20 protein-coding genes and 1 tRNA gene are annotated in these 23,197 nt (G+C 68.0%); 8 read left to right on the top strand and 13 right to left on the bottom strand.

All coding sequences use genetic code 11. The annotated features are described in order from the left end of the window. The first annotated feature begins 283 nt into the window (after nucleotides 1-283). Nucleotides 284-3,436: an Rne/Rng family ribonuclease gene (locus RHOOR87_RS0110205; RefSeq protein WP_027484955.1), complete on the top strand. Its 3,153-nt coding sequence runs from the start codon at nucleotides 284-286 to the stop codon at nucleotides 3,434-3,436. Nucleotides 3,437-3,531: 95 nt separating this feature from the next. Here the strand turns inward: RHOOR87_RS0110205 and RHOOR87_RS0110200 are convergent, their stop codons facing one another. The 5 genes from RHOOR87_RS0110200 to tpiA all read right to left on the bottom strand — a co-directional run bounded on the left by RHOOR87_RS0110200 (nucleotide 3,532) and on the right by tpiA (nucleotide 6,201). Then, nucleotides 3,532-4,185 (bottom strand): response regulator, encoded by a 654-nt coding sequence (locus tag RHOOR87_RS0110200; protein WP_007508208.1) that lies wholly within the window; start codon nucleotides 4,183-4,185, stop codon nucleotides 3,532-3,534. 126 nt (nucleotides 4,186-4,311) lie between these two features. Next, nucleotides 4,312-4,572, bottom strand: a complete 261-nt coding sequence (locus RHOOR87_RS0110195) for a hypothetical protein (protein ID WP_007508206.1) — start codon at nucleotides 4,570-4,572, stop codon at nucleotides 4,312-4,314. A 296-nt stretch (nucleotides 4,573-4,868) separates the two neighbouring features. Then, nucleotides 4,869-4,953, bottom strand: a tRNA-Leu gene (locus RHOOR87_RS0110185). A gap of 11 nt (nucleotides 4,954-4,964) precedes the next feature. After that, nucleotides 4,965-5,426 (bottom strand): preprotein translocase subunit SecG, encoded by a 462-nt coding sequence (secG, locus tag RHOOR87_RS0110180; protein WP_007508204.1) that lies wholly within the window; start codon nucleotides 5,424-5,426, stop codon nucleotides 4,965-4,967. Nucleotides 5,427-5,433: 7 nt separating this feature from the next. Next, a complete protein-coding gene (gene tpiA / locus RHOOR87_RS0110175; RefSeq protein WP_007508202.1) occupies nucleotides 5,434-6,201 on the bottom strand; it encodes a triose-phosphate isomerase in 768 nt (255 codons plus the stop codon). Nucleotides 6,202-6,331: 130 nt separating this feature from the next. On the opposite strand from tpiA, the gene RHOOR87_RS0110170 reads away from it, so the two are divergent. Continuing rightward, on the top strand, nucleotides 6,332-7,132 hold the full coding sequence (locus tag RHOOR87_RS0110170) for an SDR family oxidoreductase (protein ID WP_196806978.1): 801 nt from the start codon (nucleotides 6,332-6,334) through the stop codon (nucleotides 7,130-7,132). Nucleotides 7,133-7,195: 63 nt separating this feature from the next. Continuing rightward, nucleotides 7,196-7,870 carry a DUF6445 family protein gene (locus tag RHOOR87_RS0110165; protein ID WP_027484953.1) on the top strand — a complete coding sequence of 225 codons (675 nt, stop codon included), beginning with the start codon at nucleotides 7,196-7,198 and terminating at the stop codon, nucleotides 7,868-7,870. Between the two features lie 39 nt (nucleotides 7,871-7,909). Here the strand turns inward: RHOOR87_RS0110165 and RHOOR87_RS0110160 are convergent, their stop codons facing one another. The 4 genes from RHOOR87_RS0110160 to orn all read right to left on the bottom strand — a co-directional run bounded on the left by RHOOR87_RS0110160 (nucleotide 7,910) and on the right by orn (nucleotide 11,858). Continuing rightward, nucleotides 7,910-8,845, bottom strand: a complete 936-nt coding sequence (locus RHOOR87_RS0110160; RefSeq protein ID WP_007508196.1) for a 2-oxoglutarate and iron-dependent oxygenase domain-containing protein — start codon at nucleotides 8,843-8,845, stop codon at nucleotides 7,910-7,912. Nucleotides 8,846-8,943: 98 nt separating this feature from the next. Further along, the gene (gene glmM / locus RHOOR87_RS0110155; RefSeq protein ID WP_007508193.1) at nucleotides 8,944-10,296 is read right to left on the bottom strand and encodes a phosphoglucosamine mutase; all 1,353 of its coding nucleotides are present in this window, start codon (nucleotides 10,294-10,296) and stop codon (nucleotides 8,944-8,946) included. 48 nt (nucleotides 10,297-10,344) lie between these two features. Continuing rightward, nucleotides 10,345-11,259, bottom strand: coding sequence for a dihydropteroate synthase (folP, locus tag RHOOR87_RS0110150; protein ID WP_007508190.1), 915 nt, complete (start codon nucleotides 11,257-11,259; stop codon nucleotides 10,345-10,347). A gap of 32 nt (nucleotides 11,260-11,291) precedes the next feature. Beyond that, a complete protein-coding gene (orn, locus tag RHOOR87_RS0110145) occupies nucleotides 11,292-11,858 on the bottom strand; it encodes an oligoribonuclease (protein WP_007508188.1) in 567 nt (188 codons plus the stop codon). A gap of 72 nt (nucleotides 11,859-11,930) precedes the next feature. Between orn and sbcB the strand changes: the two genes are divergently transcribed. Both sbcB and RHOOR87_RS0110135 read left to right on the top strand, forming a co-directional pair. After that, a complete protein-coding gene (sbcB, locus tag RHOOR87_RS0110140; protein WP_015447926.1) occupies nucleotides 11,931-13,376 on the top strand; it encodes an exodeoxyribonuclease I in 1,446 nt (481 codons plus the stop codon). Nucleotides 13,377-13,407: 31 nt separating this feature from the next. Beyond that, nucleotides 13,408-14,094 (top strand): DUF2461 domain-containing protein, encoded by a 687-nt coding sequence (locus RHOOR87_RS0110135; protein ID WP_027484952.1) that lies wholly within the window; start codon nucleotides 13,408-13,410, stop codon nucleotides 14,092-14,094. Here RHOOR87_RS0110135 and RHOOR87_RS19165 read toward each other — a convergent pair. Continuing rightward, on the bottom strand, nucleotides 14,091-15,413 hold the full coding sequence (locus RHOOR87_RS19165; RefSeq protein ID WP_043795478.1) for an MFS transporter: 1,323 nt from the start codon (nucleotides 15,411-15,413) through the stop codon (nucleotides 14,091-14,093). The two genes, RHOOR87_RS0110135 and RHOOR87_RS19165, sit on opposite strands and share 4 nt — an antisense overlap. 267 nt (nucleotides 15,414-15,680) lie before the next feature. Here RHOOR87_RS19165 and aqpZ point away from each other — a divergent pair, with 267 nt between their 5' ends. Beyond that, on the top strand, nucleotides 15,681-16,382 hold the full coding sequence (aqpZ, locus tag RHOOR87_RS0110125; protein WP_081700001.1) for an aquaporin Z: 702 nt from the start codon (nucleotides 15,681-15,683) through the stop codon (nucleotides 16,380-16,382). Between the two features lie 35 nt (nucleotides 16,383-16,417). Here the strand turns inward: aqpZ and epmA are convergent, their stop codons facing one another. From epmA to rnk, 3 genes are read right to left on the bottom strand one after another with little or no spacing between them, the layout of a single operon-like run. Further along, on the bottom strand, nucleotides 16,418-17,374 hold the full coding sequence (gene epmA, locus RHOOR87_RS0110120) for an EF-P lysine aminoacylase EpmA (protein WP_027484950.1): 957 nt from the start codon (nucleotides 17,372-17,374) through the stop codon (nucleotides 16,418-16,420). After that, the gene (gene ligA / locus RHOOR87_RS0110115) at nucleotides 17,374-19,800 is read right to left on the bottom strand and encodes an NAD-dependent DNA ligase LigA (RefSeq protein WP_027484949.1); all 2,427 of its coding nucleotides are present in this window, start codon (nucleotides 19,798-19,800) and stop codon (nucleotides 17,374-17,376) included. The genes epmA and ligA overlap by 1 nt, the downstream gene beginning before the upstream one ends. 54 nt (nucleotides 19,801-19,854) lie before the next feature. Continuing rightward, nucleotides 19,855-20,262 (bottom strand): nucleoside diphosphate kinase regulator, encoded by a 408-nt coding sequence (gene rnk / locus RHOOR87_RS0110110; protein ID WP_007508176.1) that lies wholly within the window; start codon nucleotides 20,260-20,262, stop codon nucleotides 19,855-19,857. Nucleotides 20,263-20,497: 235 nt separating this feature from the next. Here rnk and RHOOR87_RS0110105 point away from each other — a divergent pair, with 235 nt between their 5' ends. Both RHOOR87_RS0110105 and RHOOR87_RS0110100 read left to right on the top strand, forming a co-directional pair. Then, the gene (locus tag RHOOR87_RS0110105; RefSeq protein WP_043795476.1) at nucleotides 20,498-21,916 is read left to right on the top strand and encodes an MFS transporter; all 1,419 of its coding nucleotides are present in this window, start codon (nucleotides 20,498-20,500) and stop codon (nucleotides 21,914-21,916) included. Between the two features lie 55 nt (nucleotides 21,917-21,971). After that, complete coding sequence (locus RHOOR87_RS0110100; RefSeq protein ID WP_027484947.1) at nucleotides 21,972-23,177, top strand: cation:proton antiporter; 1,206 nt, start codon at nucleotides 21,972-21,974, stop codon at nucleotides 23,175-23,177. Nucleotides 23,178-23,197: the final 20 nt, after the last annotated feature.

Below are 23,197 nucleotides of genomic sequence, written 5' to 3'. Positions count from 1 at the left end.
GAAGTCCGGACTGGGCCGAGTGCCCGCCCGTAACGTCGGCGAGGATTGCTCCAGTTGCCTTCGGGCGGCCGGTCGCGACTCCCTTTCATCGTAACGGTTTGGGCCGTCGTTTGTCCGATGCCATTGCGGTGTCGGGGCGGCAGGCGCAGCTGACCGAATCATCCCGACGCCGGAAACGGTGCCGTTTTTTTTGCCGCTTAACCGCAGCGGCGCGATCCCCGGCAGGCCGCCATTGTGGCGCCACCGTGGCACGCGACGCGCGGCCAAGCCGAGGATTACCACCATGAAACGCATGTTGATCAACGCGACTCAGCGTGAAGAGTTGCGCGTGGCCATTGTCGATGGCCAGAACCTCTACGACCTGGACATCGAAATCCCTTCGCGGGAGCAGAAAAAGTCCAATATTTACAAGGGTCGAATCACTCGGGTTGAGGCTTCACTCGAAGCCTGCTTCGTCGAGTACGGCGCCGAACGTCATGGCTTCCTGCCGCTGAAGGAAATCTCCCGCGAGTACTTCACCGCCGGCCTGGATCCGCACAAGGCGAACATCCGCGAGCTGATCAAGGAAGGTCAGGAAGTCGTCGTGCAGGTGGAAAAAGAGGAGCGCGGCAACAAGGGCGCTGCCCTGACCACATTCATCAGCCTGGCCGGCCGCTACATGGTGTTGATGCCGAACAACCCGAAGGCCGGCGGTGTCTCGCGCCGGATCGAGGGCGAGGATCGGCAGGCGCTGAAGGAGGCGCTGGATCACGTCACGGTGCCCGACGATGTCGGCCTGATCGTGCGCACCGCCGGCCTCGGCCGCGATGCCGAAGAGCTGCAGTGGGATCTGGACTACCTGCTGACCCTGTGGAAGTCGATCTCCGAAGCGGCCAGCAAGCAGAAGGCGCCGTTCCTGATCTACCAGGAATCGAAGCTGTTCATCCGTGCCCTGCGCGACTACCTGCGCAGCGACATCGGCGAGATCCTGATCGACGACGAACCGCTGTACAACGACGCCCGCGATTTCATGCAGCAGGTGATGCCCAACGCCCTGCGCAAGCTCAAGCTGTATCGCGACGACACCCCGCTGTTCACCCGCTACCAGATCGAGACGCAGATCGAGAGCGCGTTCGACCGCCAGGTACGCCTGCCGTCGGGCGGTTCGATCGTGATCGACCAGACCGAAGCGCTGACCGCGATCGACGTCAACTCGTCCAAGGCCACCAAGGGCAGCGACATCGAGGAAACGGCGTTCAACACCAATTGCGAGGCCGCGGTGGAAATCGCCCGCCAGGCGCGCATCCGGGATGCCGGCGGCCTGCTGGTGATCGACTTCATCGACATGGACAGCCCCAAGCACCAGCGCGAAGTGGAAGATCGCCTGAAGGATGCATTGAAGCTGGATCGCGCGCGCGTGCAGATCGGCCGCATCTCGCGCTTCGGCCTGCTCGAGATGTCGCGCCAGCGGTTGCGCCCGAGCCTTGGCGAGGCCACTCAGATCACCTGTCCGCGCTGCGAAGGCCACGGCCACATCCGCGGCGTGGAATCGCTGTCGCTGTCCACCCTGCGCCTGATCGAAGAGCATGCGATGAAGGACAACACCGGCCAGGTGCTGGTGCAGGCGCCCACCAGCGTCGCCAACTTCCTGCTCAACGAAAAGCGCGCCAGCGTGGTCGAGATCGAGCTGCGCCACAAGGCGCACGTGGTGATCGTCGCCGACGAGAAGCTGGAAACCCCGCACATCGAGATCCAGCGCATCCGCGAGGCGGAGATGGGCGAGCACAGCAAGCCCAGCTACGAACGCCTCACCGCGGTCGAGGCCAGCGAACTGCCGAAGATGGGCCAGACCCTGGGCAGCGGCGAGCAGCCTGCCGTAAGCGGCATCGTGCCGGCCAGTCCGGCACCGGTGCGCGAGGAAGTCGCCGCACCGGTCGCTGCGGCGGCTCCGCCGGCCGCACGCCGCCAAGCGGCGGCAGCCCCCGTCGCCGCAGCGCCAAGCGGCGGCATCATCTCGCGCCTGTTTGGCTGGTTCCGCAGCGCGGAAGCGGCAGCACCCGCGCCGATACCGAAACGCGTCGACAACGGCGGCGACGGCAGCAGCCGCAACCGTCGTGACGAGCGTGGCAATCGTCCCAGCGCCAGCTCGGGCGCGCCATCCCCGCGTCAGCCGCGGCGCGAGGCCGCCCAGCAAGGCTCGTCGAAGCCCTCTGCCCAGCAGCCGGCCCGCGGCAACCGTCAGCGCGGCAACGAGACCCAGCCGCGCCCGGCGCAGCAATCCCCGGCCCAGGCCGCCAGGGCGGATCGCCAGCCCAAACCGGCCGCAGCAACCGAGAACACCCCTGCGCGTGCAGAGCGCAAGCCGAATCCGCTGCAGTCGCCCAAGGTCGAACGCCAGCCGCGCATCACCGTCGACGAGCACCCCACCGCGGCACCACCGGATGATGCCGCGAAGGAAGCCGAGCCGTTGCTCGCACCGCTGGCCGCCTCGTCGGTGCCCGAATCTGCCGACAGCCCCTTGGATGCCGAAGGCAGCCAGGCGCGCCGCCGCCGCGGTCGTCGTGGTGGCCGCCGGCGTCGACGTCACGACGAAACCGCCGCGAACGGCACGGACATCGACAGCGCCCTGGCGCTTGACGACGAGGATCGCGAGGAAGCCATTGCAGACGCCACTGCAGCGACCCCGGTTTCGCACAGTGCGCCGTCGCCGCGTGAATCGTCGCCCGTGGTCGCCGCAAGCGATGGCGACACCGCACCGGCCATCGTGCCGGCTCGCCCACCGATGCCTGCCCGGCCGATCGAAACGGGCACCACGCCTTCCATTGACGCGGAGATCAGTGCCACGGTGCCTGCCGCCACGGCATTCAACCTGCCAACCCTGCCGCCGATTCCCGACCCGGTGAAATCCGCAGTGGCAACGGCCGCGGCTGACGAACACGATCTTGTCCGGATTACCCCGGCGAGCACGCCTGCGCCAGAACCGCAACCTGCCGCAGTCGCGATGAGCGCCGGGGATAGCCATGCGACGAAGGCGGATCCTCTTCCGATGGCCGTCACCATAGCCGCCACCACACCGACGACGATCAGTCGGCCGGCTTCCGACACGGTGTCATCGACGGTCGTGGCATCGTCGAGCACGCAGCCGGCGCTGGCAGCAGTGACTGCGGCAAGCCCGACGGTCGTGATTCCCGGGTCGGCTACAGCTTCGGCACCGACCGCGCCGTTTGCGCAAGAGGTCGACCCTTCGATGAGCGTGGCGGTACCGGCGGTTGCCACCGACAAGCCTGAATCGGCAACCGATCCCGTGACTTCGCTGCAGCAACCCACGCAAGGCGATTTGCTGGCCCAGCCGAATCACCTGGCAAGGCCGCTGCCGTCGCTCAGCGAGGAAAGCGAACCTGCCTCGCCGCGCTCGCACGACGAGTCCGACGCGCACAAGGGCGACACGAACAGCTGAGTGGTCACGCCACCGTGCAGCACGACGAAAAAAACCGGACCTCACGTCCGGTTTTTTTTACCGCTTCCGATCACCCGGATGCGTGGCCTGTTGCATCAATTGCCGACGTGGTGATTCGGAGTATCGATCAGTCCATGTACGGTCATCAGATGGGCCAGGCTGAGCACGTGGTCCACGTGCAGTTTCTCCATCAGGCGCTGTTTGTAGGTGGACACGGTCTTGGGACTCAGGTTGAGCTGTTCGCCAATGATGGTCAGCGGTTTGCCGCGCACCAGCATCATCGCCACTTCGAGTTCGCGACTGGACAGTACGTCGAACGGCGAGGCGCTGCCGTCGAGGGTGGCCAGCGCCAGCTGCTGGGCGACGGCCGGGGCAAGATAACGCCGGCCACCGGCCACCTGGCGCACGGCAGACACCAGCTCATCGGCGCTGCAACCCTTGGTCAAGTAGCCGAGTGCGCCAGCGTCGAGCAGACGCTTGGGAAAACGTGCGTCATCGACCACCGTCACGATGACGACGTGGGTGGACATTTTCGAGCGGCAGACGCGCTCGGTAAGCTCGATCCCGCTCATGCCGGGCATGTGCACGTCGACCAGGGCGATGTCCGGCGCCAGGCTCCGGATCAGGTGCAGGCCTTCTTCGGCGCTGCCTGCCTCGCCGCCGACACGAATGTCCGGTTGCTGCTGCAAGATCATTCGGAAGCCGGTGCGAACCAGCTCGTGATCGTCCACCAGGACCACATTGATCACTTGACGCCCTCCTTGGTTGGGCTGCATGAAATTAGGCCGCACGGAGCGCCTTTGCAAGCGGTTCGCCAGGTGAAGCGCTCGGCACGGCATACTCGCCGACGGCGGCTGCGTCGGGGAATGTCGACGTCAGGCCACCAGCGTCACGGCGGCATCGCTGCTGCTTCCATCACCATCATCATCGCCAGCGTAATGGGCCAGCACGATTGCGGAACTCGGCCCGGGCATTTCCACGCGGACCCGATGTCCGAGTCGCTCATGTTCATCACGAGCCATCTCGCGGGCAAGCTTGATCGCCGCACCCAGTTGCAGGTTGCTGAACAACGTGATCTGGCCGCGACGGACGCACCAGTCACCCGCGACCGCCTGTCTCAGCGAAATCGTCACCATGGACACCCCTGCCCCCTTGCCCCGAGGAAGCTGGCAACGGCATGACCGGCCGGCCATTCGACACCCTCGTGGTCTGGGCGCAATGTGTCATGTCCACCGCGGCGGATATGTCGGCCGACGCCTACGCACGCTGTACGGAAAGCGTGCTGCGGTCGTCGATCCAATACTGGTTTGCGTCGAGCTGCGCATCGTTGGCCCGCATACGTTCACGGCCTGATCCGTCGCAAACAAAAAAACCGCCAACGGCGGTTTTTTCGTCTGCGGCTTCAGTGTGACGCTCAGCGAAGCCTTCTATGTGGTGCCCAAGAGGGGACTCGAACCCCTACGACTTGCGTCGCTACCACCTCAAGGTAGTGCGTCTACCAGTTCCGCCACCTGGGCAGGTGTGTTGCTCAGTGTTTCGCCGGCGGCTCGGTGGCTGCCGGCACCTCGCCCTGACTGCGGGTCGGAGCGGGGGTTGCCGCCGGCTGTGCGACCGGAACGGCATTGTTGGTTGTGGCAGGAGCCGCCGACGGCACTTCCGTGCCGGCCGCAGGTTTGGCCGGAGTCGCCTTGCCCACAGCAGGCTTGTCGGCCAGCGCCCCCATCACGCCCAGGTCTTGCGTACTGGCGTGCGGTGCGCCGTTGCCGTGCAGGTAGATACCCATGCCGAGGCTGAGCAGGAAGAACAGGCCCGCGAGAACGCCGGTGGCACGGGTGAGGAACGTGGACGAGCCACGCGCGCCGAACACCGTGGCCGAAGCGCCGCCGCCGAAACCCGAGCCAGCATCGGCACCGGCACCGTTCTGCAGCAGGATCAGCACGATCATCGCCGCAGCGATCAGGATGTAGAACACGCTGAAAATGACGAACATAAGGTTTCTATTGAGCCTGTGGCGCCTGATGCGCCGCGGCGCAGATTCCAAGGAAGTCGGATGCGGCCAGGGAGGCCCCGCCGATCAGCCCTCCATCCACGTCCGCCTGCGCGAACAATTCCGCGGCATTGGCCGCCTTGACGCTACCGCCGTAAAGCAGCCGGGTCAGACGGGCAATCATAACATCTTCTTTTTCCAGTTGGCTACGAATGAAGGCGTGTACCTGCTGCGCTTGCTCCGGGCTGGCGGTGCGGCCGGTGCCGATCGCCCAGACCGGCTCGTAGGCAATCACCGCGGTGTCGAAACTGGCCACGCCATTGAGTGCCAGCACCGCCCGCAATTGCCGCGCGATGACCGCCTCGGTCTCGCCGGCTTCGCGCTGGGTCAGGGTTTCCCCCACACACAGGATTGGCGTCAGGCCACCGGCGCGGGCCGCGGCGAATTTGCGCGCCACCAGTTCGTCGCTCTCGCCATGGTATTGGCGCCGCTCGGAGTGGCCGACCAGCACCCACTGTGCGCCGATGTCCGCCAGCATCGCGGCGGAGACTTCGCCAGTATATGCACCCTGCCCTTCATGCTCGCTCACATCCTGTGCGCCGATGCCGAGGCCGGAGTCGACATGCTGCCGAGCCAGTTCGGCCATGTAGGGAAAGGGAGGGAACACCGCCACGTCGATGCCATCCGGCATGCCGCTGGCAATATCCTCCACCAGCGCCTGGGCCATCGAGCGGCTGCCGTACATTTTCCAGTTTCCGGCGACGAGTTTCTTGCGCATGGCTGCTTCCGTTGCGGTCAAACCGCAAGCTTACCGATGGCCCCGAAGATGGGCAAACCTGTGCGGCCACTGGCGCCAGCGGGAATCTCCGGTCAAGAATGGTGTGATTCGCCACACGGAACGCCGCATGATGCCTCCCCGCCCGCTCAGTCTGGTCACCGGCGCCTCCTCGGGCATCGGTGCCGCCTTTGCCCGCCAGCTTGCCGCGCTCGGCCACGATCTGGTGCTGACTGCGCGTCGTGTCGACCGGCTGGAAGCCCTCGCTGCCGAACTCCGTGAGCGCCATGCTGCCCAGACCACCGTGCTGCCTCACGACCTGGCCGAGCCGACCGCGGCGCAGACGCTGTGCGACGAGCTGGAACGGCGCGGCCGGCAGGTGGACTGGCTGATCAACAACGCCGGCTACGGCGTACCCGGCACCTTCGTCGCCAACGACTGGGCAACCCACGCGGATTTCCTGCAGGTGCTGCTGGCCGCGCCGACCGAACTCGCCTGGCGGCTGCTGCCCGGCATGCGCCAACGCGGCCACGGCCGCATCATCAACGTTGCCTCGCTGGCCGGACACGTCCCTGGCCCGGCCGGGCACACCCTGTACGCCGCCAGCAAGGCCTACCTGATCAAGTTCTCGCAGTCGCTGGCATTGGAAAACCACGCGGCCGGCGTGAACGTCTGTGCGCTGTGCCCGGGCTTCACCTGGTCGGAATTCCACGATGTCACCGGCACCCGCGACAAGATGAACCGGCTGCCCGGCTTCATGTGGCTGAGCGCGGAAGAAGTGGTGCGCCAAGGCATCGCGGCGGTCGAGCGCGGCGACGCCGTGTACATCCCCGGCCGGGTCAACCGCACCATCAAGACGCTGGTGCAGTTGCTGCCGGACCGGCTGGCCCTGTGGCTTTCGGCACGGGAATCGAAGCGCTATCGAAATACCTGAATCCAGACGACGTCGCCGCTTCCGTTACTGTTGCCCGCATCTTCGCCACCGGCTTTCACCGACATGTCCCTGTTCCCGACCCAGATGCGTCCACTGCCCTACCGCAAGCCCGTCGAGGGGCGCGACTACTGGGTGATCGACGAGGCGCTGCCGAACGCCGACGAGGTGCGCGCACGCTGCCTGGCCAAAACCGACTGGGAAATGGGCTACCCGTATACCGGCGAAGTCTGGCCGGGCATGCGCGCCGGCCCCGCCCTGCTGGACGACGAACTGGCCGCACTGGAGGCGCAGGTACGCCGGCTGACCGGCGCGAAGAAACTGTGGGTCGAGCAGACCGAGGCCGGCATCCGGCTCAACCACAACTGCGTGCAGGTGGTCGGTGCGGTCGAGGGGGCGGTCAAGCCGCACACCGATTCATCGAATCTGTGCCGCTACGCCGCCGTGCTGTACCTCAACCCCGACGTGCCCGAACACTGCGGCACCAGCTTCTTCCGTCAGCGCATGCCCGGCGGCCAGCTCGGCGGCAACATCGTGCTGCCGCCGCACCGCAACCTGGCCGAGGCGCTGGGCAACCGCTTCGTGCAGCCGAACGCCTTCGTCGAGGACGTGCGCGTGACGCACCGCTGCAACCGCCTGCTGGTCTACAAAGCCAACCTGATTCACAGCGCCAGCGCGTACTGGGGCCTGGAAGGGGCTGCCAGCAAGCGCATGACCGCGGTGTTCTTCTGGATGGCGTGACTGCCGGCCCGGTCTCGCCAGGCCCTCCCGAAACCCGGCTCAGATCAGCTTGATCTCGCGCAGGCGCTGCAGCAGGTACTCGTGCGAGGTGATCGAGCTGTCGTAGCGGCGCGGGTTGTCCGGCGTGACGCATGAATCGAGCGGATCCAGCACCACGTCCGGGTTCGGGTGCAGGAAGAACGGCACCGAGTAGCGCGGCTTGCGCGCGTTCTCGTTCTTCGGGTTGACCACGCGGTGCGTGGTGGACGGGAACACGTGGTTGGACAGCCGCTGCAGCATGTCGCCGATGTTCACCACGATCGCATCGCCCTCGGTGGTGATCGGCAACCACTTGCCTTCGCGGGTGAGCACTTCCAGCCCTTCCGCGCTGGCGCCGACCAGCAGGGTGATGAAGTTGATGTCCTCGTGCGCGCCGGCGCGCACGTTCGGGATGTTCTCTTCCGTGATCGGCGGGTAGTGGATCGGGCGCAGGATCGAGTTGCCGACGTCGGTCTTGTCCTCGAAGAAGTTCTCCGCCTCGCCGAGGTGCAGGGCCAGCGCACGCAGCACGCGGGTGCCGAGCTGGTCCAGCGCCTGGTACAAGCCGTAGCCGTACTGCCTGAACTGCGGAACCTCGGCGGGCCAGAGGTTCGGCGGCATCACGTCGGCGAATTTCGAGTCGCGCGGGATCTCCCGGCCGATGTGCCAGAACTCCTTGAGGTCGGCGTACCGGCTGTCCTTGGCGGTCTCCACCTTGAACGGGGTATAGCCGCGTGCGCCGCCGGCACCGGCGAGGTGGTACTTCATCTTGGTGTCGGTGGGCAGCGCGAAGAAGCGCCGGAACACGTCGTACGAGCCGTCGATCAGCTCGCGCGCAATGCCGTGGCCGCTGATGCAGCAGAAACCGAATTCGCGGTAGGCCGCGCCGATCTCGGCGACGAAGGCGCCGCAGTCGGTGTCGTAACGGCGGATGTCGAGAGTAGGAACATTCTTCATGGCTGTAGTCATCAGGTTGGCGTGCGGTCGATTCATCCGCCACCGCAAGAGGCGGGGCACGTCGGGCCAATCCATGGCGACCCGGTACGGCTACAGGTTCACGAGCGTTCGGCGGCGGATTTTACCGTCCCGGCCAGCCTTTCCGCCAACTGCTGCACTTCCGCCGCATCGGCTCCCTCGATGGTGACACGCACCAGCGGCTCGGTGCCGGAGGCCCGCAGCACCACCCGGCCGCGACCGTGCAGGACCTGCTCCACTTCGGCCAGTGCCTGCCGCACCTGGTCGCTGGCCAACGCCTCGCGCGCACCGACCGCGCGCACGTTGAGCATCACCTGGGGCATCTTGCGCAGGCCCTGCCGCGCCGCGGCCAGATCCTCTCCCGAACGCACCAGCGCCTCCAGCACGGCCAGCGCGGCGATGATGCCGTCGCCGGTGGTGGCCCGGTCCAGGCACAGGATGTGGCCGGAGGTCTCGCCGCCGAGCACGCCGCCGTGCTGCTTCAGCTGCTGCAGCACGTAACGGTCGCCGACGTTGGCGCGGACCAGCGGCACGTCGAGCCCGGCCAGCGCCAGCTGCAGGCCGTAGTTGCTCATCAGCGTGCCGACCACCGGCCCATGCAGCTTCCCCTGCGCCTGCCAGCTGCGCGCCAGCAGGTAGAGGATGTCGTCGCCATCGGCGAGCACGCCAAGCCGGTCGACCAGCTGCACGCGGTCGCCGTCGCCGTCGAACGCGATGCCGAGATCGGCACCGTGCGCCAGCACCGCCTGCTGCAGGGCCTGCGGATGGGTCGAGCCGACCTCGCGGTTGATGTTGAAGCCGTCCGGCTTGTCGCCGATGGCAACCACCTCGGCGCCGAGTTCGGCGAATACCTTCGGCGCCACTTGGTAGGTCGCGCCGTGCGCGCAGTCCAGCACCAGCCGCAGCCCATGCAGGCTGAAATCCTCGGCCACCGTGGACTTGCAGTATTCCGCGTAACGGGCGGCCGCATCGTCGAGCCGGCGTGCCTTGCCGAGTTGTTCGGAGGGCACGGTGACGAACGCGGCATCGACCTCCCGCTCGATCGCCAACTCGACTTCGTCGGACAGCTTCTCGCCGTCGGCGGAGAAGAACTTGATGCCGTTGTCGTGGTGCGGGTTGTGCGAGGCGCTGATCACGATGCCGGTCTGCGCGCGCATCGAGCGGGTCAGATAGGCCACCGCCGGGGTCGGCATCGGACCGAGCAGGTCCACGTCGGCGCCGGCTGCGACCAGGCCCGCCTCCAGCGCGGCCTCGAACATGTAACCGGAGATGCGGGTGTCCTTGCCGATCAGCACGTTCGGCCGCTTGGTGCCCTCGCGCGCCAGCACGCTGCCGACGGCGCGGCCCAGCTTCAGCATGAAGTCCGCGCTGATCGGCCATTGCCCGACCAGGCCGCGGATGCCGTCAGTGCCGAAATACTTGCGTGTGGTCATGGGCTGTCCGATGGCATGGGAAATGGGAGGCCAGGGTCGAGCCGAAGCTCAATCGTCGTCCGGCCAGCGCGGCATGGCCGGCTGGTCGGCGCGTCGCGGCACGGCGTCAACCGCGTGCACCGCCCGCCATATCGCCAGCGCGTCCACCGTGGCGGCCACGTCATGCACGCGCACCATGCGCGCACCGCGCTGCACGGCGATCAGCGCCGCCGCCACCGAGCCGCTGACACGCCCGGCGGGCACCGTCCTGCCGGTCATCTCGCCGATCATCGCCTTGCGCGACAGCCCGATGTACGCGCCGCTGCCGAGGTCGGCAAAACGTTCCAGCGCGCACAGCAGCGCCAGGTTGTGCTGCAGCGTCTTGCCGAAGCCGAAACCCGGGTCGACCATCACCTTGCGCCGGTCGATCCCGGCCAGTTCGCAGGCAAACAGCCGGTCGGTGAGGAAGCGGTGCACCTCGCCGACCACGTCGTCGTAATGCGGCTCGGCCTGCATGCTGCGCGGCTCGCCCTGCATGTGCATCAGGCACACCGGCACGCCCAGCTCGGCCGCCGCCGCCATCGCGCCGTCGCGGCGCAGCGCATACACGTCGTTGATCATGCCGGCGCCGGCGGCCACCGCCGCACGCATCACTTCCGGCTTGGAGGTGTCGATCGCGATCGGCAGCGTGGTGCGCGCAATCAGCTGCTCGATCACCGGCAGCACCCGGCGTAATTCTTCCTCCACCGGCACCTCGGCCGCACCGGGGCGGGTCGACTCGCCGCCGACGTCGATCATGTCGGCGCCCTCCTCCGCCAGCGCCAGGCCGTGCGCCACGGCCGCTTCCACGCTGTCGTGCGTGCCACCGTCGGAGAACGAATCGGGGGTGACGTTGAGGATGCCGACCACGCGCGCGCGGTCGAGCCGCAACGGACGCCCGGCACAATCCAGCACCGGCGCCAACAGATCGTTCGACATGCTCATGGCCTCGTCAATGTGCGGGAACAGCGCGGCGCTCAGGCTTCGAGCCTGCCGCCAAGCTCACCCATGTAGCGGCGATAGTGCCGCAGTTCGGCGATGGAATCGCGGATGTCCGACAGCGCGGTATGCGCCGATTCCTTGCCGACGCTCCTGGCAATCTCCGGCGCCCAGCGGCGGGCCAGTTCCTTGAGCGTGGAGACGTCCAGGTTGCGGTAGTGGAAGTAGCGTTCCAGCCGCGGCATCTGCCGATGCAGGAAGCGGCGGTCCTGGCAGATCGAGTTGCCGCACATCGGCGACTTGCCCGGCGGCACCCACGCGCGCAGGAAATCCACGGTGGCCTGCTCGGCCATCGCATGATCGGTTTCCGAGATCAGCACCTGACGCCACAGGCCCGACTTGTGGTGCTGATTGCAGTTCCAGCTGTCCATCGATTCCAGCCGGTCGATCTCGTGGCGGATCGCGAATACCGGCCCTTCAGCCAGCACGTTCAGTTCCTTGTCGGTGACAATCGTGGCGATCTCGAGGATCGAGTCGTTGTCGGTGTCGAGGCCGGTCATCTCCAGATCGATCCAGATCAGGTTGTCTTCGTGGGCTTGGCTCATGGGCTCTCCTTGTGCGCCGCAGTTTATCAGCCCTCGTGCCGGCCCGGCTTTCGGCCATGCGATCATGCCCGCATGCAGACCTTCTTCTGGCACGACTACGAGACCTCCGGCGCCGACCCGCGGCGCGACCGCCCACTGCAGTTCGCCGGCATCCGCACCACCCCGGAACTGGAGATCGTCGGCGAGCCGGTGATGTTCTACGGCAAACCGCCGCTGGAGATGCCGCCGCATCCCGATGCCTGCCTGATCACCGGCATTACCCCGCAGCAGGCCGAGCGTGAAGGCATCAACGAGGCCGAATTCGCCGCCCGCGTACACGAACAGCTGGCTGCGCCGGGTACTTGCGGCGTGGGCTACAACTCGCTGCGCTTTGACGACGAATTCACCCGGCAGATGCTGTACCGCAACTTCTACGAGCCGTACGGCCGCGAGTGGGAGAACGGCAACTCGCGCTGGGACCTGATCGACCTGGTGCGCATGTGCCAGGCGCTGCGGCCCGAGGGCATCGTCTGGCCGACCCGCGAGGACGGTTCGCCCAGCTTCAAGCTGGAGCACCTGGCCAGCGCCAACCAGCTCACCCAGGAGCGCGCCCACGACGCGCTGTCGGACGTGCATGCGCTGATCGAGCTGGCCCGGCTGATCCGCGTGCGCCAGCCACGGCTATGGGACTGGTACTACGGCCTGCGCCGCAAGCAGAAGGTGTTCGAGCTGCTCGACGTGGTGAACATGACGCCGCTGGTGCACGTGTCCTCGCGCTACCCGGCCAGCCGCCATTGCCTGGCCGTGATCGCGCCGCTGGCAGCGCACCCCAGCCGCGCCGGCGAGGTGATCGTGTACGACCTGGCCACCGATCCGGCCACTTGGCTGGCGCTGGACGAGGACGAGATCGCCGACCGCATCTTCACCGCGCGCACCGACCTGCCCGAGGGCATCGAGCGCATCCCGTTGCGCACCGTGCGCGCGAACCATGCGCCGGCGCTGGCGCCCCTGTCGGTACTGCAGGGCGTGGACCTGGATCGCCTGCAACTGGACCTGGCCCGCTGCCAGGCCCATCGCGACGTGCTGCATGCCGTCGACGGACTCGCCGAGAAACTGCGCCGCGTCTTCCAGCGCGCCGCCGAACTGCCGCCACCGGAGGACCCCGAACTGGCCCTGTACGGCGGCGGCTTCCTGCCTGACGCGGACAAGCGCCTGCTGGCCCAGGTACGCGCCACCCCGCCGCAGGAACTGGGCGCGCGCGCGTTCCCGTTCCGCGATCCGCGCTATCCGGAGCTGCTGTTCCGCTACCGCGCCCGCAACTGGCCCGAGACGCTGGATGCCGACGAACACGCGCGCTGGGAAGATTTCCGCCGCGCACGTCTGACCCGCCACACGCCGCTGACCGGGCTCACCCTCGACGACTACTTCGCCCGCCTCGGCGAACTGCGCCGCGATCCCGCGGTGCAGGACAAACTGCCCCTGCTCGACCAGTTGCAGGCCTGGGGCGAACAGCTCGCCGCCAGCGTCAAACCTCTCTGATCCCCCACCCGATCCGCCCTCCAGACCCGCCATGCCCCAGAGCTACTTCACCCCGGCCACCTTCCGCTTCCTGCGCGCCGTCGAACGCAACAACAACCGCGAATGGTTCCACGCGCACAAGGACGATTACGAGCGCCACGTGCGCGAGCCGTTCCTGCGCCTGATCGCCGACCTGCAGGCGCCGCTGGCGCAGATCAGCGCGCACTACCGCGCCGACCCGCGCAAGAACGGCGGCTCGCTGTACCGCATCTACCGCGACACGCGCTACTCCAACAACAAGCTGCCGTACAAGTCGTGGCAGGGTTCGCGCTTCTTCCACCAGCGCCGGCACGAGATCCAGGCGCCGGGTTTCTACCTGCACATCGAGCCCGGCGAGTGCTTCGCCGGCGGCGGCATGTGGCACCCCGAACCCGATGCGCTGAAGCACATCCGCGAGTTCCTGGTCGACAACCCCGCCGCGTGGAAGCGCGCCACCCGGGGTAAGGCGTTCCGCGAACACCTGCAGCTGGGTGGCGAATCGCTGGTGCGTCCGCCGCGCGGCTACGACCCCGCGCACGAGTTGATCGCGGACCTCAAGCGCAAGGACTTCATCGCCACCACCGCGCTCAGCGAGGCGCTGGCCTGCTCGAACGAACTGCTGCCGTGGACGGTCGCCACGTTCAAGCAGGTCGCGCCACTGGTCGACTACCTGTGCGCGGCGCAGGAACTGGAGTTCTAGGCGGGAACCGCCGCGCGCCGTGCGGACAGCAGCCAGGCCGCCACGGCGATACCCATCACGGCGGTGAACGCCACGTAGTGCGCCGGTGCGAGCACGCCGAACCGCCTCATCAGCAGGCCGATCAGCGGCGGCGTCAATCCGCCGAACAACGCATAGGCGACGTTGTACGAGAACGACAGGCCGGAAAAACGCACCGCCGGCGGAAACGCCACCACCATCAGCGCCGGCACCACGCCGACCACGCCCACGGCAAACCCCGCCAGCGCGTACAGCGCGACGAAATGCGCGGCACCGGCCTGCAGGTCGAAGTACAACGCGTAGCCGCACACCAGCAAGCCGATCGCGCCGGCCAGCAGCGCCCGCGCGTAGCCGAGGCGGTCGGCCAGCCAGCCGTAGAAGAGACAGCCCAGCGTCAGCGCGAACGAGGCCACGCTGTTGCCGAGGAACGCGCGCGCCGGCACGACATGGAACGCCGACTGCACCAGCGTCGGCGTCATCAGGATCAGCACCACGATCGCGGCGGTGAGCATCCAGGTCACCAGCATCGACAGCAGCACGCCGGGCAGATGCCGTTCGAACACCCGCCGCAGCGGCAGCCCCGAGGCCAGCTCCTTGCGTGCATGCATCGCCTCGAACACCGGCGTCTCGCTGAGCCAGCGGCGCAGCCACACCGCGAAGAAGCCGAATACGCCGCCGGCCAGGAACGGCAGCCGCCAGCCGTGGTCGAGCACCTCGGCCGGAGTCATCCGGCTGTTGATGGCCGCGGCCACCAGCGAACCGATCAGGATGCCCACGGTGAGGCCCGAGGTAAGACTGGCGCAGGCAAAACCGATCCGCTTCGGCGGCACGTGCTCGGCCACGAACACCCACGCGCCCGGTACTTCACCGCCCACCGCGATGCCCTGCACCACCCGCAGCAACAGCAACAGCAGCGGCGCCAGCATGCCGACCTGCGCGTACACCGGCAGCAGGCCGATGCCCAGCGTCGGCAGCGCCATCAGGAACACGCTGAGCGTGAACATCCGCTTGCGCCCGCGCTTGTCGCCGTAGTGCGCCATCACGATGCCGCCCAGCGGCCGCGCCAGGTAGCCTGCCGCGAAAATGCCGAACACCTGCAGCTGGGCCAGCCACGGCGCGGTGTCCGGCGGAAAGAACAGATGGCTCAGCGGGATCGCGAAGAACACGAACACCACGAAGTCGTAGAACTCCAGCGCACCGCCCAGCGCGGCCAGCAGCAGGGTGCGCGCGTCGCGGCGACCCAGCGGGCGCGCCGCCGCGCCGGTCACATCCACTGCCGGCAATGCCGTGGCTTCGTTCATGGCGGGGATTGCGCCTCGCTGCGGAAAGGGTTCGGCAACATAGCGCAGCGCGCATCACTTCGCGACGACATTCGCAACCCCATGCTTCACCCTGCCCAGCGGGATGCCGGGCCGCACGGGCGCGCCGGCCAGCCCGCACGCGCCGCCCGGCAATGTCTTCACGGGGAGGGGAAACGTCGTTCGACCCTGGCCCGCGGCCGGCGATCCGGCATGTGCCGCCCTGCTGCGGCGCACGAGTCCATTCACGCCATCGGGGAGGAGCCTTCGATGAATCTGGGCAAACGCATGGCCGCCGAATGCTTCGGCACGTTCTGGTTGGTGCTTGGAGGCTGCGGCAGCGCCGTGCTGGCCGCGGGATTCCCCGAGCTGGGTATCGGCTTCGCCGGCGTGGCGCTGGCCTTCGGCCTCACCCTGCTGACGATGTGCTACGCGATCGGCCACATCTCCGGCTGCCACATCAACCCGGCGGTGACCTGCGGCCTCGCCGCCGGCGGCCGCTTCCCGCTGAAGGAAGTGCTCCCGTACATCGTGGCGCAGGTGGTCGGCGGCCTGGTGGCCGGCGCGGTGCTGTACGCCATCGCCTCCGGCAAGCCGGGCTTCGACGCCGCCGCCGGCGGCTTTGCCTCGAACGGCTACGGCGCGCACTCGCCGGGCGGCTATGCGATGGGTGCGGCCATGGTGTGCGAGATCGTGATGACCGGCTTCTTTCTCTTCATCATCATGGGCGCCACCCACCGGAGCGCGCCGGTGGGCTTCGCCGGCATCGCGATCGGCCTCGCGCTGACTCTGATCCACCTGATCAGCATCCCGGTCACCAACACTTCGGTGAACCCGGCGCGCTCCACCGCCGTGGCCCTGTTCCAAGGCGGCTGGGCCGTGGAGCAGCTGTGGTTTTTCTGGGCAATGCCGATCGTCGGCGGCATCCTGGGTGGACTGATCTATCGCTACCTGCTGGAAAGCCGCGATTGAGCCACCGTGGCCTCGCCAGCCGGCGAGGCCATGCCTCAGGCCTCGGAAAAGGGAAACGCCAGCACGTCGGCGATCGCATCGGTGTCGGCCAGGCACATCAGCAGGCGCTCCACGCCCAGCGCCACGCCGGCGCAATCGGGCAGCGCGTCGAGCACGCCGAGCAGGTTTTCGTCGAGCGGGATCTCGCGCAGGCTGCGTTCGCGCCGCCGCGCATTGTCGCGCTCGAAACGCGCACGCTGCTCGGCCGCGTCGTTCAACTCGTGGTAGCCGTTGGCCAGCTCGTAACGGCCCAGGTACAGCTCGAAACGCTCGGCCAGCGGCGGCTCGCCGGGGCGTATCCTGGCCAGCGCGCACTGGCTGGCCGGATAGTCGTGGATCACCGTGATGCGGTCGCGCGGGAACGCCGGTTGCAGCCTGTGCGTGATCAGCAGGTCCAGCCAGTCGTCGTGGCCGAGGCCCGCCGGATCGACGCCGAACTCGGCCAGCGGCGCATGCAGCTCATCGATGGCGGCATGCACCGGGTCGATGCCCAGCTCGTCCAGGAACAACTGCCGGTAGCTCGTCACCACCAGCCCGGCGCGCCGCCCGACCATCGCCAGCGCGGCCTCGACCAGGGCGACGGTTTCCTGCATCAGCCGGCGATGATCCCAGCCGACCCGATACCACTCCAGCATGGTGAACTCGGGGTTGTGCCGGCCGCCCGCCTCGCCATTGCGGAACACCCGCCCCAGCTCGTAGCAGTCGCCGATGCCGGCGGCCAGCAGCCGCTTCAGCGGATACTCCGGCGAGGTGCGCAGCCAGCGCTCGCGCGCGCCGGCGTCGACGTGACCGCTGAACGTGGTGCTGAAGCTCTCGATGTTCGGCTCGGTATTGCCGGCCGCGGAAAGCACCGGCGTCTCCACTTCCAGCACCTGGCGTTCGGCGAAATACGCACGGATCAGTGCGTACAGCTGCGCACGCAACCGCAGCGCGGCGAAGGATCCGATGCCCATCAGCCGGCCTCGTGCTTGCCCAGCAGCGCCAGCAGCTGCGCCTCGTCCCACACCGGCACGCCCAGCTCCTGCGCCTTGTCCAGCTTGGAGCCGGCCGCCTCGCCGGCGACCACCACGCTGGTCTTCTTCGATACCGAGCCGGACACCTTGGCGCCCAGCGCTTCGAGCCGGTCCTTCGCTTCGTCGCGGCCGAGCGAGGCCAGCGTGCCGGTGAGCACGAAGGTCTGCCCTTCCAGCGGCGCCGTCGCCGCTTTCGCCGTGTGCGGGATGGCTGCAAGCAGGCGCTGCATCGCCGCCTCGGCCTCGCGCAGCGCGGCCAACGCGGCCGGGTCGGCCAGATGATGTTCCAGGCTGGTCGTCGCCGCCTGCGGCACGCCGGCAGTGATCCAGTGCGCCGATCCGCCGGCCAGCAACTGGTCGAGTGTGGAGAAGTGTTGCGACAGCAGCGCGCAGCTCTTGGGGCCGAGCTTGTTGATGTTGGCCATACCCAGCAACACGCCGAAGTCCAGCCGCGCACGCAACTGCGGCGACGGCGTGCCCTCGTCGCTGAACGTGATGCCGGCTTCGAGCAGCGCATCGACCACCTGCTCGTTGCCCGCCTGCGCGAAGAAGCCGGCGATCGAGGTGGCCACTTCGCTGCCGATGTCCGGCAGCACGCGCAGCACCGCCGCCGGCGTGCTGCGCACGAACTCCAGCCGGCCCAGCCACGCGGCCAGCGTCTTCGCCGTGCTTTCGCCGATGTGCATGATGCCCAGCGCAAACAGGAAGCGCGCCAGCGTGGTGTGCCGGCTGGCCTCGATCCCGGCCACCAGGTTTTCCGCCCATTTGGTCGCCACCTTGCCGGCCTTGACAGTCTCCGGCGTGGTGCCGTCACGCTCGTCGATGCGCCGCTTCATCTCGACGAAATCGTCCACGCCCAGGCCGTACAGGTCGGCTGGCGAATGCACGATGTCCAGTTCCACCAGCGCCTCGGCGAAGCGCTCGCCCAGGCCTTCGATATCCATCGCGCGGCGCGAGGCGAAGTGGATCAGCGCCTCCTTGCGCTGCGCCGCACAGATCAGCCCGCCGGAGCAGCGCCACGCCGCGGCGCCCTCCTCGCGCAGCAGTTCGGAGCCGCATACCGGGCAGTGCGCAGGCATGTGCCAGGGACGCGTATGCGGCGGCCGCAGTTCGGGCATCACGCGCACCACTTCCGGGATCACGTCGCCGGCGCGACGCACGATCACCGTGTCGCCCACGCGCACATCCAGCCGCGCGACCTGGTCGGCGTTGTGCAGCGTGGCGTTGGTGACGGTGACGCCGGCCACCTGCACCGGCGCCAGCCGTGCCACCGGCGTGGCCGCGCCGGTGCGGCCGATCTGGATCTCGATCGCCTCGACCGTGGTGATCTGCTCCTGCGCCGGGAACTTGTGCGCGATCGCCCAGCGCGGCGCACGGGAGACGAAGCCCATCTCGCGCTGGCCGGCGTAGTCGTCCAGCTTGTAGACCACGCCGTCGATGTCGTACGGCAGGCTGTCGCGCTTGGCACCGATGCGGCGGTAGTAGGCGATCAGGCCGTCGAAGCCGTGCGCCGTGTCCACCTCCGGCGACACCGGAAAGCCCCACTCGCGCAGCTGCCGCAGCGTGGCCGAATGGGTCGGCGGCAGCTCGCCGCCCTCGACCGCACCGATCGCATAGGCGAAGAAACTCAGCCGCCGCTTCGCGGTGACCGCCGGGTCGAGCTGGCGCAGCGAACCGGCTGCGCCGTTGCGCGGGTTCGCCAGCGGCTTCTCGCCATGCTTGCGGGCGTATGCGTTGAACGCCTCGAAATCCTTGTGCAGCATGATCACTTCGCCGCGCACTTCCAGCACGTCGGGCCAGCCCGTGCTGCGCAGGCGCAGCGATTCATCCTGATTTTTCCCATTGCGCAAGCGCAATGGGATCGCCCGCACCGTGCGCAGGTTCGCGGTCACGTCCTCGCCGGTCTCGCCGTCGCCGCGGGTGGCGCCCTGCACGAACACGCCGTGCTCGTAGCGCAGGCTGATCGCCAGGCCGTCGAGCTTGGGCTCGACCGAAAATACCGGCTCGCGCCGCTTCAGCGTCTGCTCGATGCGGCGTTCGAATTCGGCCACTTCGCGGAAGCGTTCGCGATCCGACTCGCCGTCCTGCTCGAACGCATTGCCCAGCGACAGCATTGGGATCGCGTGGCGGACCTCGGCGAAACCGCCCTGCGCGCGCGCGCCGACCTTGCGGGTCGGCGAATCGGGCGAGGCCAGCGCGGGATGCTCGGCCTCCAGTGCCTCGAGTTCGCGCATCAGCCGGTCGTACTCGGCGTCGGTGATCTCCGGGTCGTCGAGCACGTGGTAGCGGTAGTTGGCCTGCTCGATCTGCGCCCGCAGCGCGGCGGCGTGGGCGACAGTCTCGGCCGGGGCCAGGCGTTCGGTCATGCGGGTCTCCTTCGGATCTCCCCGCAGTTTAACGACACCGGCGCGCGCTGCGGATCAGCGGTGGAAGTGCCCCGCCGCTTCCGGCTGGTAGGCGATCTCCAGCACCTTCAGCCGGCGCTTGCGGCCGTCCGGCGTGGGCCAGTCGATCTGCTGGCCCTGCGCCAGGCCGAGCAGCGCGCTGCCCACCGGCGCCAGGATCGACACCGTGCCGGGCGTCCCGGCAGCCGCCGGATACACCAGGGTCAGGGTCAGCTTCTCGCGGTTGCTCTCGTCCTCGAAGGTGACGGTGGAGTTCATCGTCACGATGTGCTCCGGCATGGCCGCCGGCTCGACCACGTCGGCGCGATCAAGCTCCGCGCGCAGCGCATCGAGCCTGTCGGCCTCGGCGGCCGGCAGGCGTTCCAGCAACGCTTCGATGCGTTCCATGTCGATGCGGGAAACAGTGATCGGTGGCTTGCTCATGGCTTTTCCTGATACTCGCGGCTCCTGCCGCACAAAAGCACACGCCGGAACGAAGGCCGCCCCGGCGCGTGTGGTTGTTGATGGCCTCGATGCCTATCTGGGCATGACTGGCAGATGAAACAAGGCCCACTGTGCGTATACCGCCGGCGAAAAGCAAGCTGTCACAGCAGTTACCATGCCGCGGATGGTTCCCCATACCGCCGCGGATCCCCACGCAGTCGCCCCCGACGCCGGCATGCCGGCGACGGAAGCGGCCGATTCGCGCGAGATGTCCACGCGCGAGCGCTTCCGCGGGCTGCTGTGGCTGGTGGCCGCCGCATTCTTCATGCAGGCGCTGGATTCCACCGTAGTCAATACCGCGGTGCCGGCGATGGCCGAGGCACTGGCGGTGACCCCGCTGGGCATGCGCACCGCGCTGACCAGCTACGTGCTGACCCTGGCGATCCTGATCCCGGCCAGCCCGTGGCTGTGCGACCGCTTCGGCACGCGGCGGGTATTCGGCGCGGCGATCGTGGTGTTCGGCCTGGGCTCGCTGCTGTGCGGCATGGCGCAGACGCTGCCGCAACTGGTCGCCGCGCGTGTGGTGCAAGGCATCGGCGGCGCCGCGCTGATGCCGGTGGGCCGCTACGTGCTGGTGCGCAGCATCGACAGGCGCGAGTTCGTGCGGGCGATGAGCACGGTGGCCACGTTCGGCCTGCTCGGCTCGGTGCTGGGGCCGCTGCTGGGCGGCGCCATCGTCGAGTTCACTTCGTGGCGGCTGATCTTCCTGATCAATGTGCCGGTGGCGATCGCCGGCGTGTGGATGAACAAACGCGACATGCCCGACTACCGGCTCGATCGCGCGAACCGCTTCGACCTGTCCGGCTTCCTGTTGTTCGCTGCCGCCTCGGCCCTGCTGCTCACCGCCTCGGAGCTGGCTGGCAGCGCGCCGGTGCCATGGCTGCGGATGGGCCTGTACGCGCTGGTTGCCGTGCTGCTGGGCACGATCTACGTGTGGCACAGCCGGCGCACCCCGTATCCGGTGGCGGACCTGCAGCTGCTGCGAGTGCGCAGCGTGTGGGTGTCGCTGGCCGGCGGGCTGTTCACCCGGCTCGGCATTTCCGGCATGTTCCTGCTGCTGGTGCTGTTCCTGCAGGTCGGTTGCGGCTGGTCGCCGCTGATGGCCGGCCTGATGATGGTGCCGCAGGCGCTCGGTTCGATCATCGCGAAGTGGGCGGTCAACCGCGCCCTGGTGCACTACGGCTACCGCCGCCTGCTGCTGGGCAACACGCTGATCGTGGCCGCTCTGCTGGCCGCGTTCGCCCTGCTCGGCCCGGGCTCGCCGGTGTGGGTGATCGCGTTGCTGACGTTCGCCTACGGCGCCTTCGCTGGCCTGCAATACACCACCATGAACACGCTGATCTACACCGACCTCGACATCAAGCACGCCTCGATGGCCTCGTCGATGGCCTCGACCGTGCAATACCTCGCGATGAGCTTCGGCATCGCACTGTCCACCTTGCTGATGGAAGCAATGCTGCAAGGCCACGCCCATGAAGATTACGTGGTGGCATTCCGTTGGACGATGATCATGCTGGCGGCGATCACCGCGGTGGCCAGCCGCGTGTTCAGCCGGCTGCGGCGCGATCATCACCCGCTATCCGGCGCTGCATGACGCGGGAGGCTGCATGTAGCATGCAGTCTTTGTCGAAGTTCCGGGCACGCGTCGCATGCACCACGCCAGCGAGATCCTGTTCACCCTGTTCGTCGTGTTCGTCGCCGCCCAGATCGGCGGCGAGATCGCGCAACGGCTGAAGCTGCCCGGCGTGGTCGGCCAGATCGCCGCCGGCTGCGCGATCGGCCCGTCCCTGCTGGGCTGGATCACCCCGGAGCAGATCGCCACCGGCACCCCGCTCGACGTGCTGGCCGAGATCGGCGTGATCCTGCTGCTGTTCGCGGTGGGCCTGGAAACGCGGCTGGAAGACCTGAAGAAGGTCGGCAAGGTGGCGTTCGTGGTCGGCGTGGTCGGCGTGCTGGTGCCGTTCGGCATGGGCAGCGTGTGGGCCCACGGCAACGGCTTCGACTGGAGCCGCTCGCTGTTCGTCGCGGCGGCCTTCGTGGCCACCTCGGCCGGCATCACCGCGCGCGTGCTGCAGGAACTGGGCGCGCTGCAGCGCGTAGAGAGCAAGGTGATCCTGGGCGCCGCGGTGATCGACGACGTCCTCGCCATGCTGCTGCTCGGCGTGGTGGTGTCGCTGCAGGGCGGCGGCAGCATCGACGCCACGCACCTGCTGGTGGTGCTGGCCGGCGCGGTCGGCTTCATCGCGGTGATCGGCTGGGGCGGTGCGCGGGTGATGCGCTGGAACTCCGCCTGGTTGGACAAGCCGCTGGGTCCGCATTCGCCGCTGATGATCGTGCTGGCGCTGTGCCTGGGGCTGGCCTGGCTGTCCACCCGGTTCGGCCTGGCCGCGATCATCGGCGCGTTCTTGGCCGGCATGATCGCCTCGGAAACCCGCCAGCAGCACACCCTGGAAAAACAGACCCAGCCATTGCTGGCCCTGCTCACCCCGTTCTTCTTCGTGGTCACCGGCAGCAAGGTCGACCTGCACGAACTGGCCAGCGCCGAGGCACTGTGGATGCTCGCCGTGGTCACCGCGATCGCGATCGTCTCCAAGTTCATCGGCGGCTGGCTGGGCTCGCTGTCGCTGGGCCGGCGCAGCGCCACCATCATCGGCTTCGGCATGGTGCCGCGCGGCGAAGTCGGCATCGTGGTCGCCACCCTGGGCCTCGCCGCCGGCGTGTTCGACAACCGCATCTACGCCATCATCGTGGCGATGTCGCTGCTCACCGCGATGGTGACGCCGCCGGTCCTGGCCTGGCTGCTGAAGCGCAACGCCGGCGGCAGGCAGATCGAGGTACCCGACGTGCGCGGCTGAATGCCACTTCGACGCACCGG

Origin of the sequence: Rhodanobacter sp. OR87 (assembly GCF_000473345.1) — a bacterium.
Lineage (GTDB): Bacteria > Pseudomonadota > Gammaproteobacteria > Xanthomonadales > Rhodanobacteraceae > Rhodanobacter > Rhodanobacter denitrificans.
This window is presented reverse-complemented; position numbering and strand designations above follow the sequence as displayed.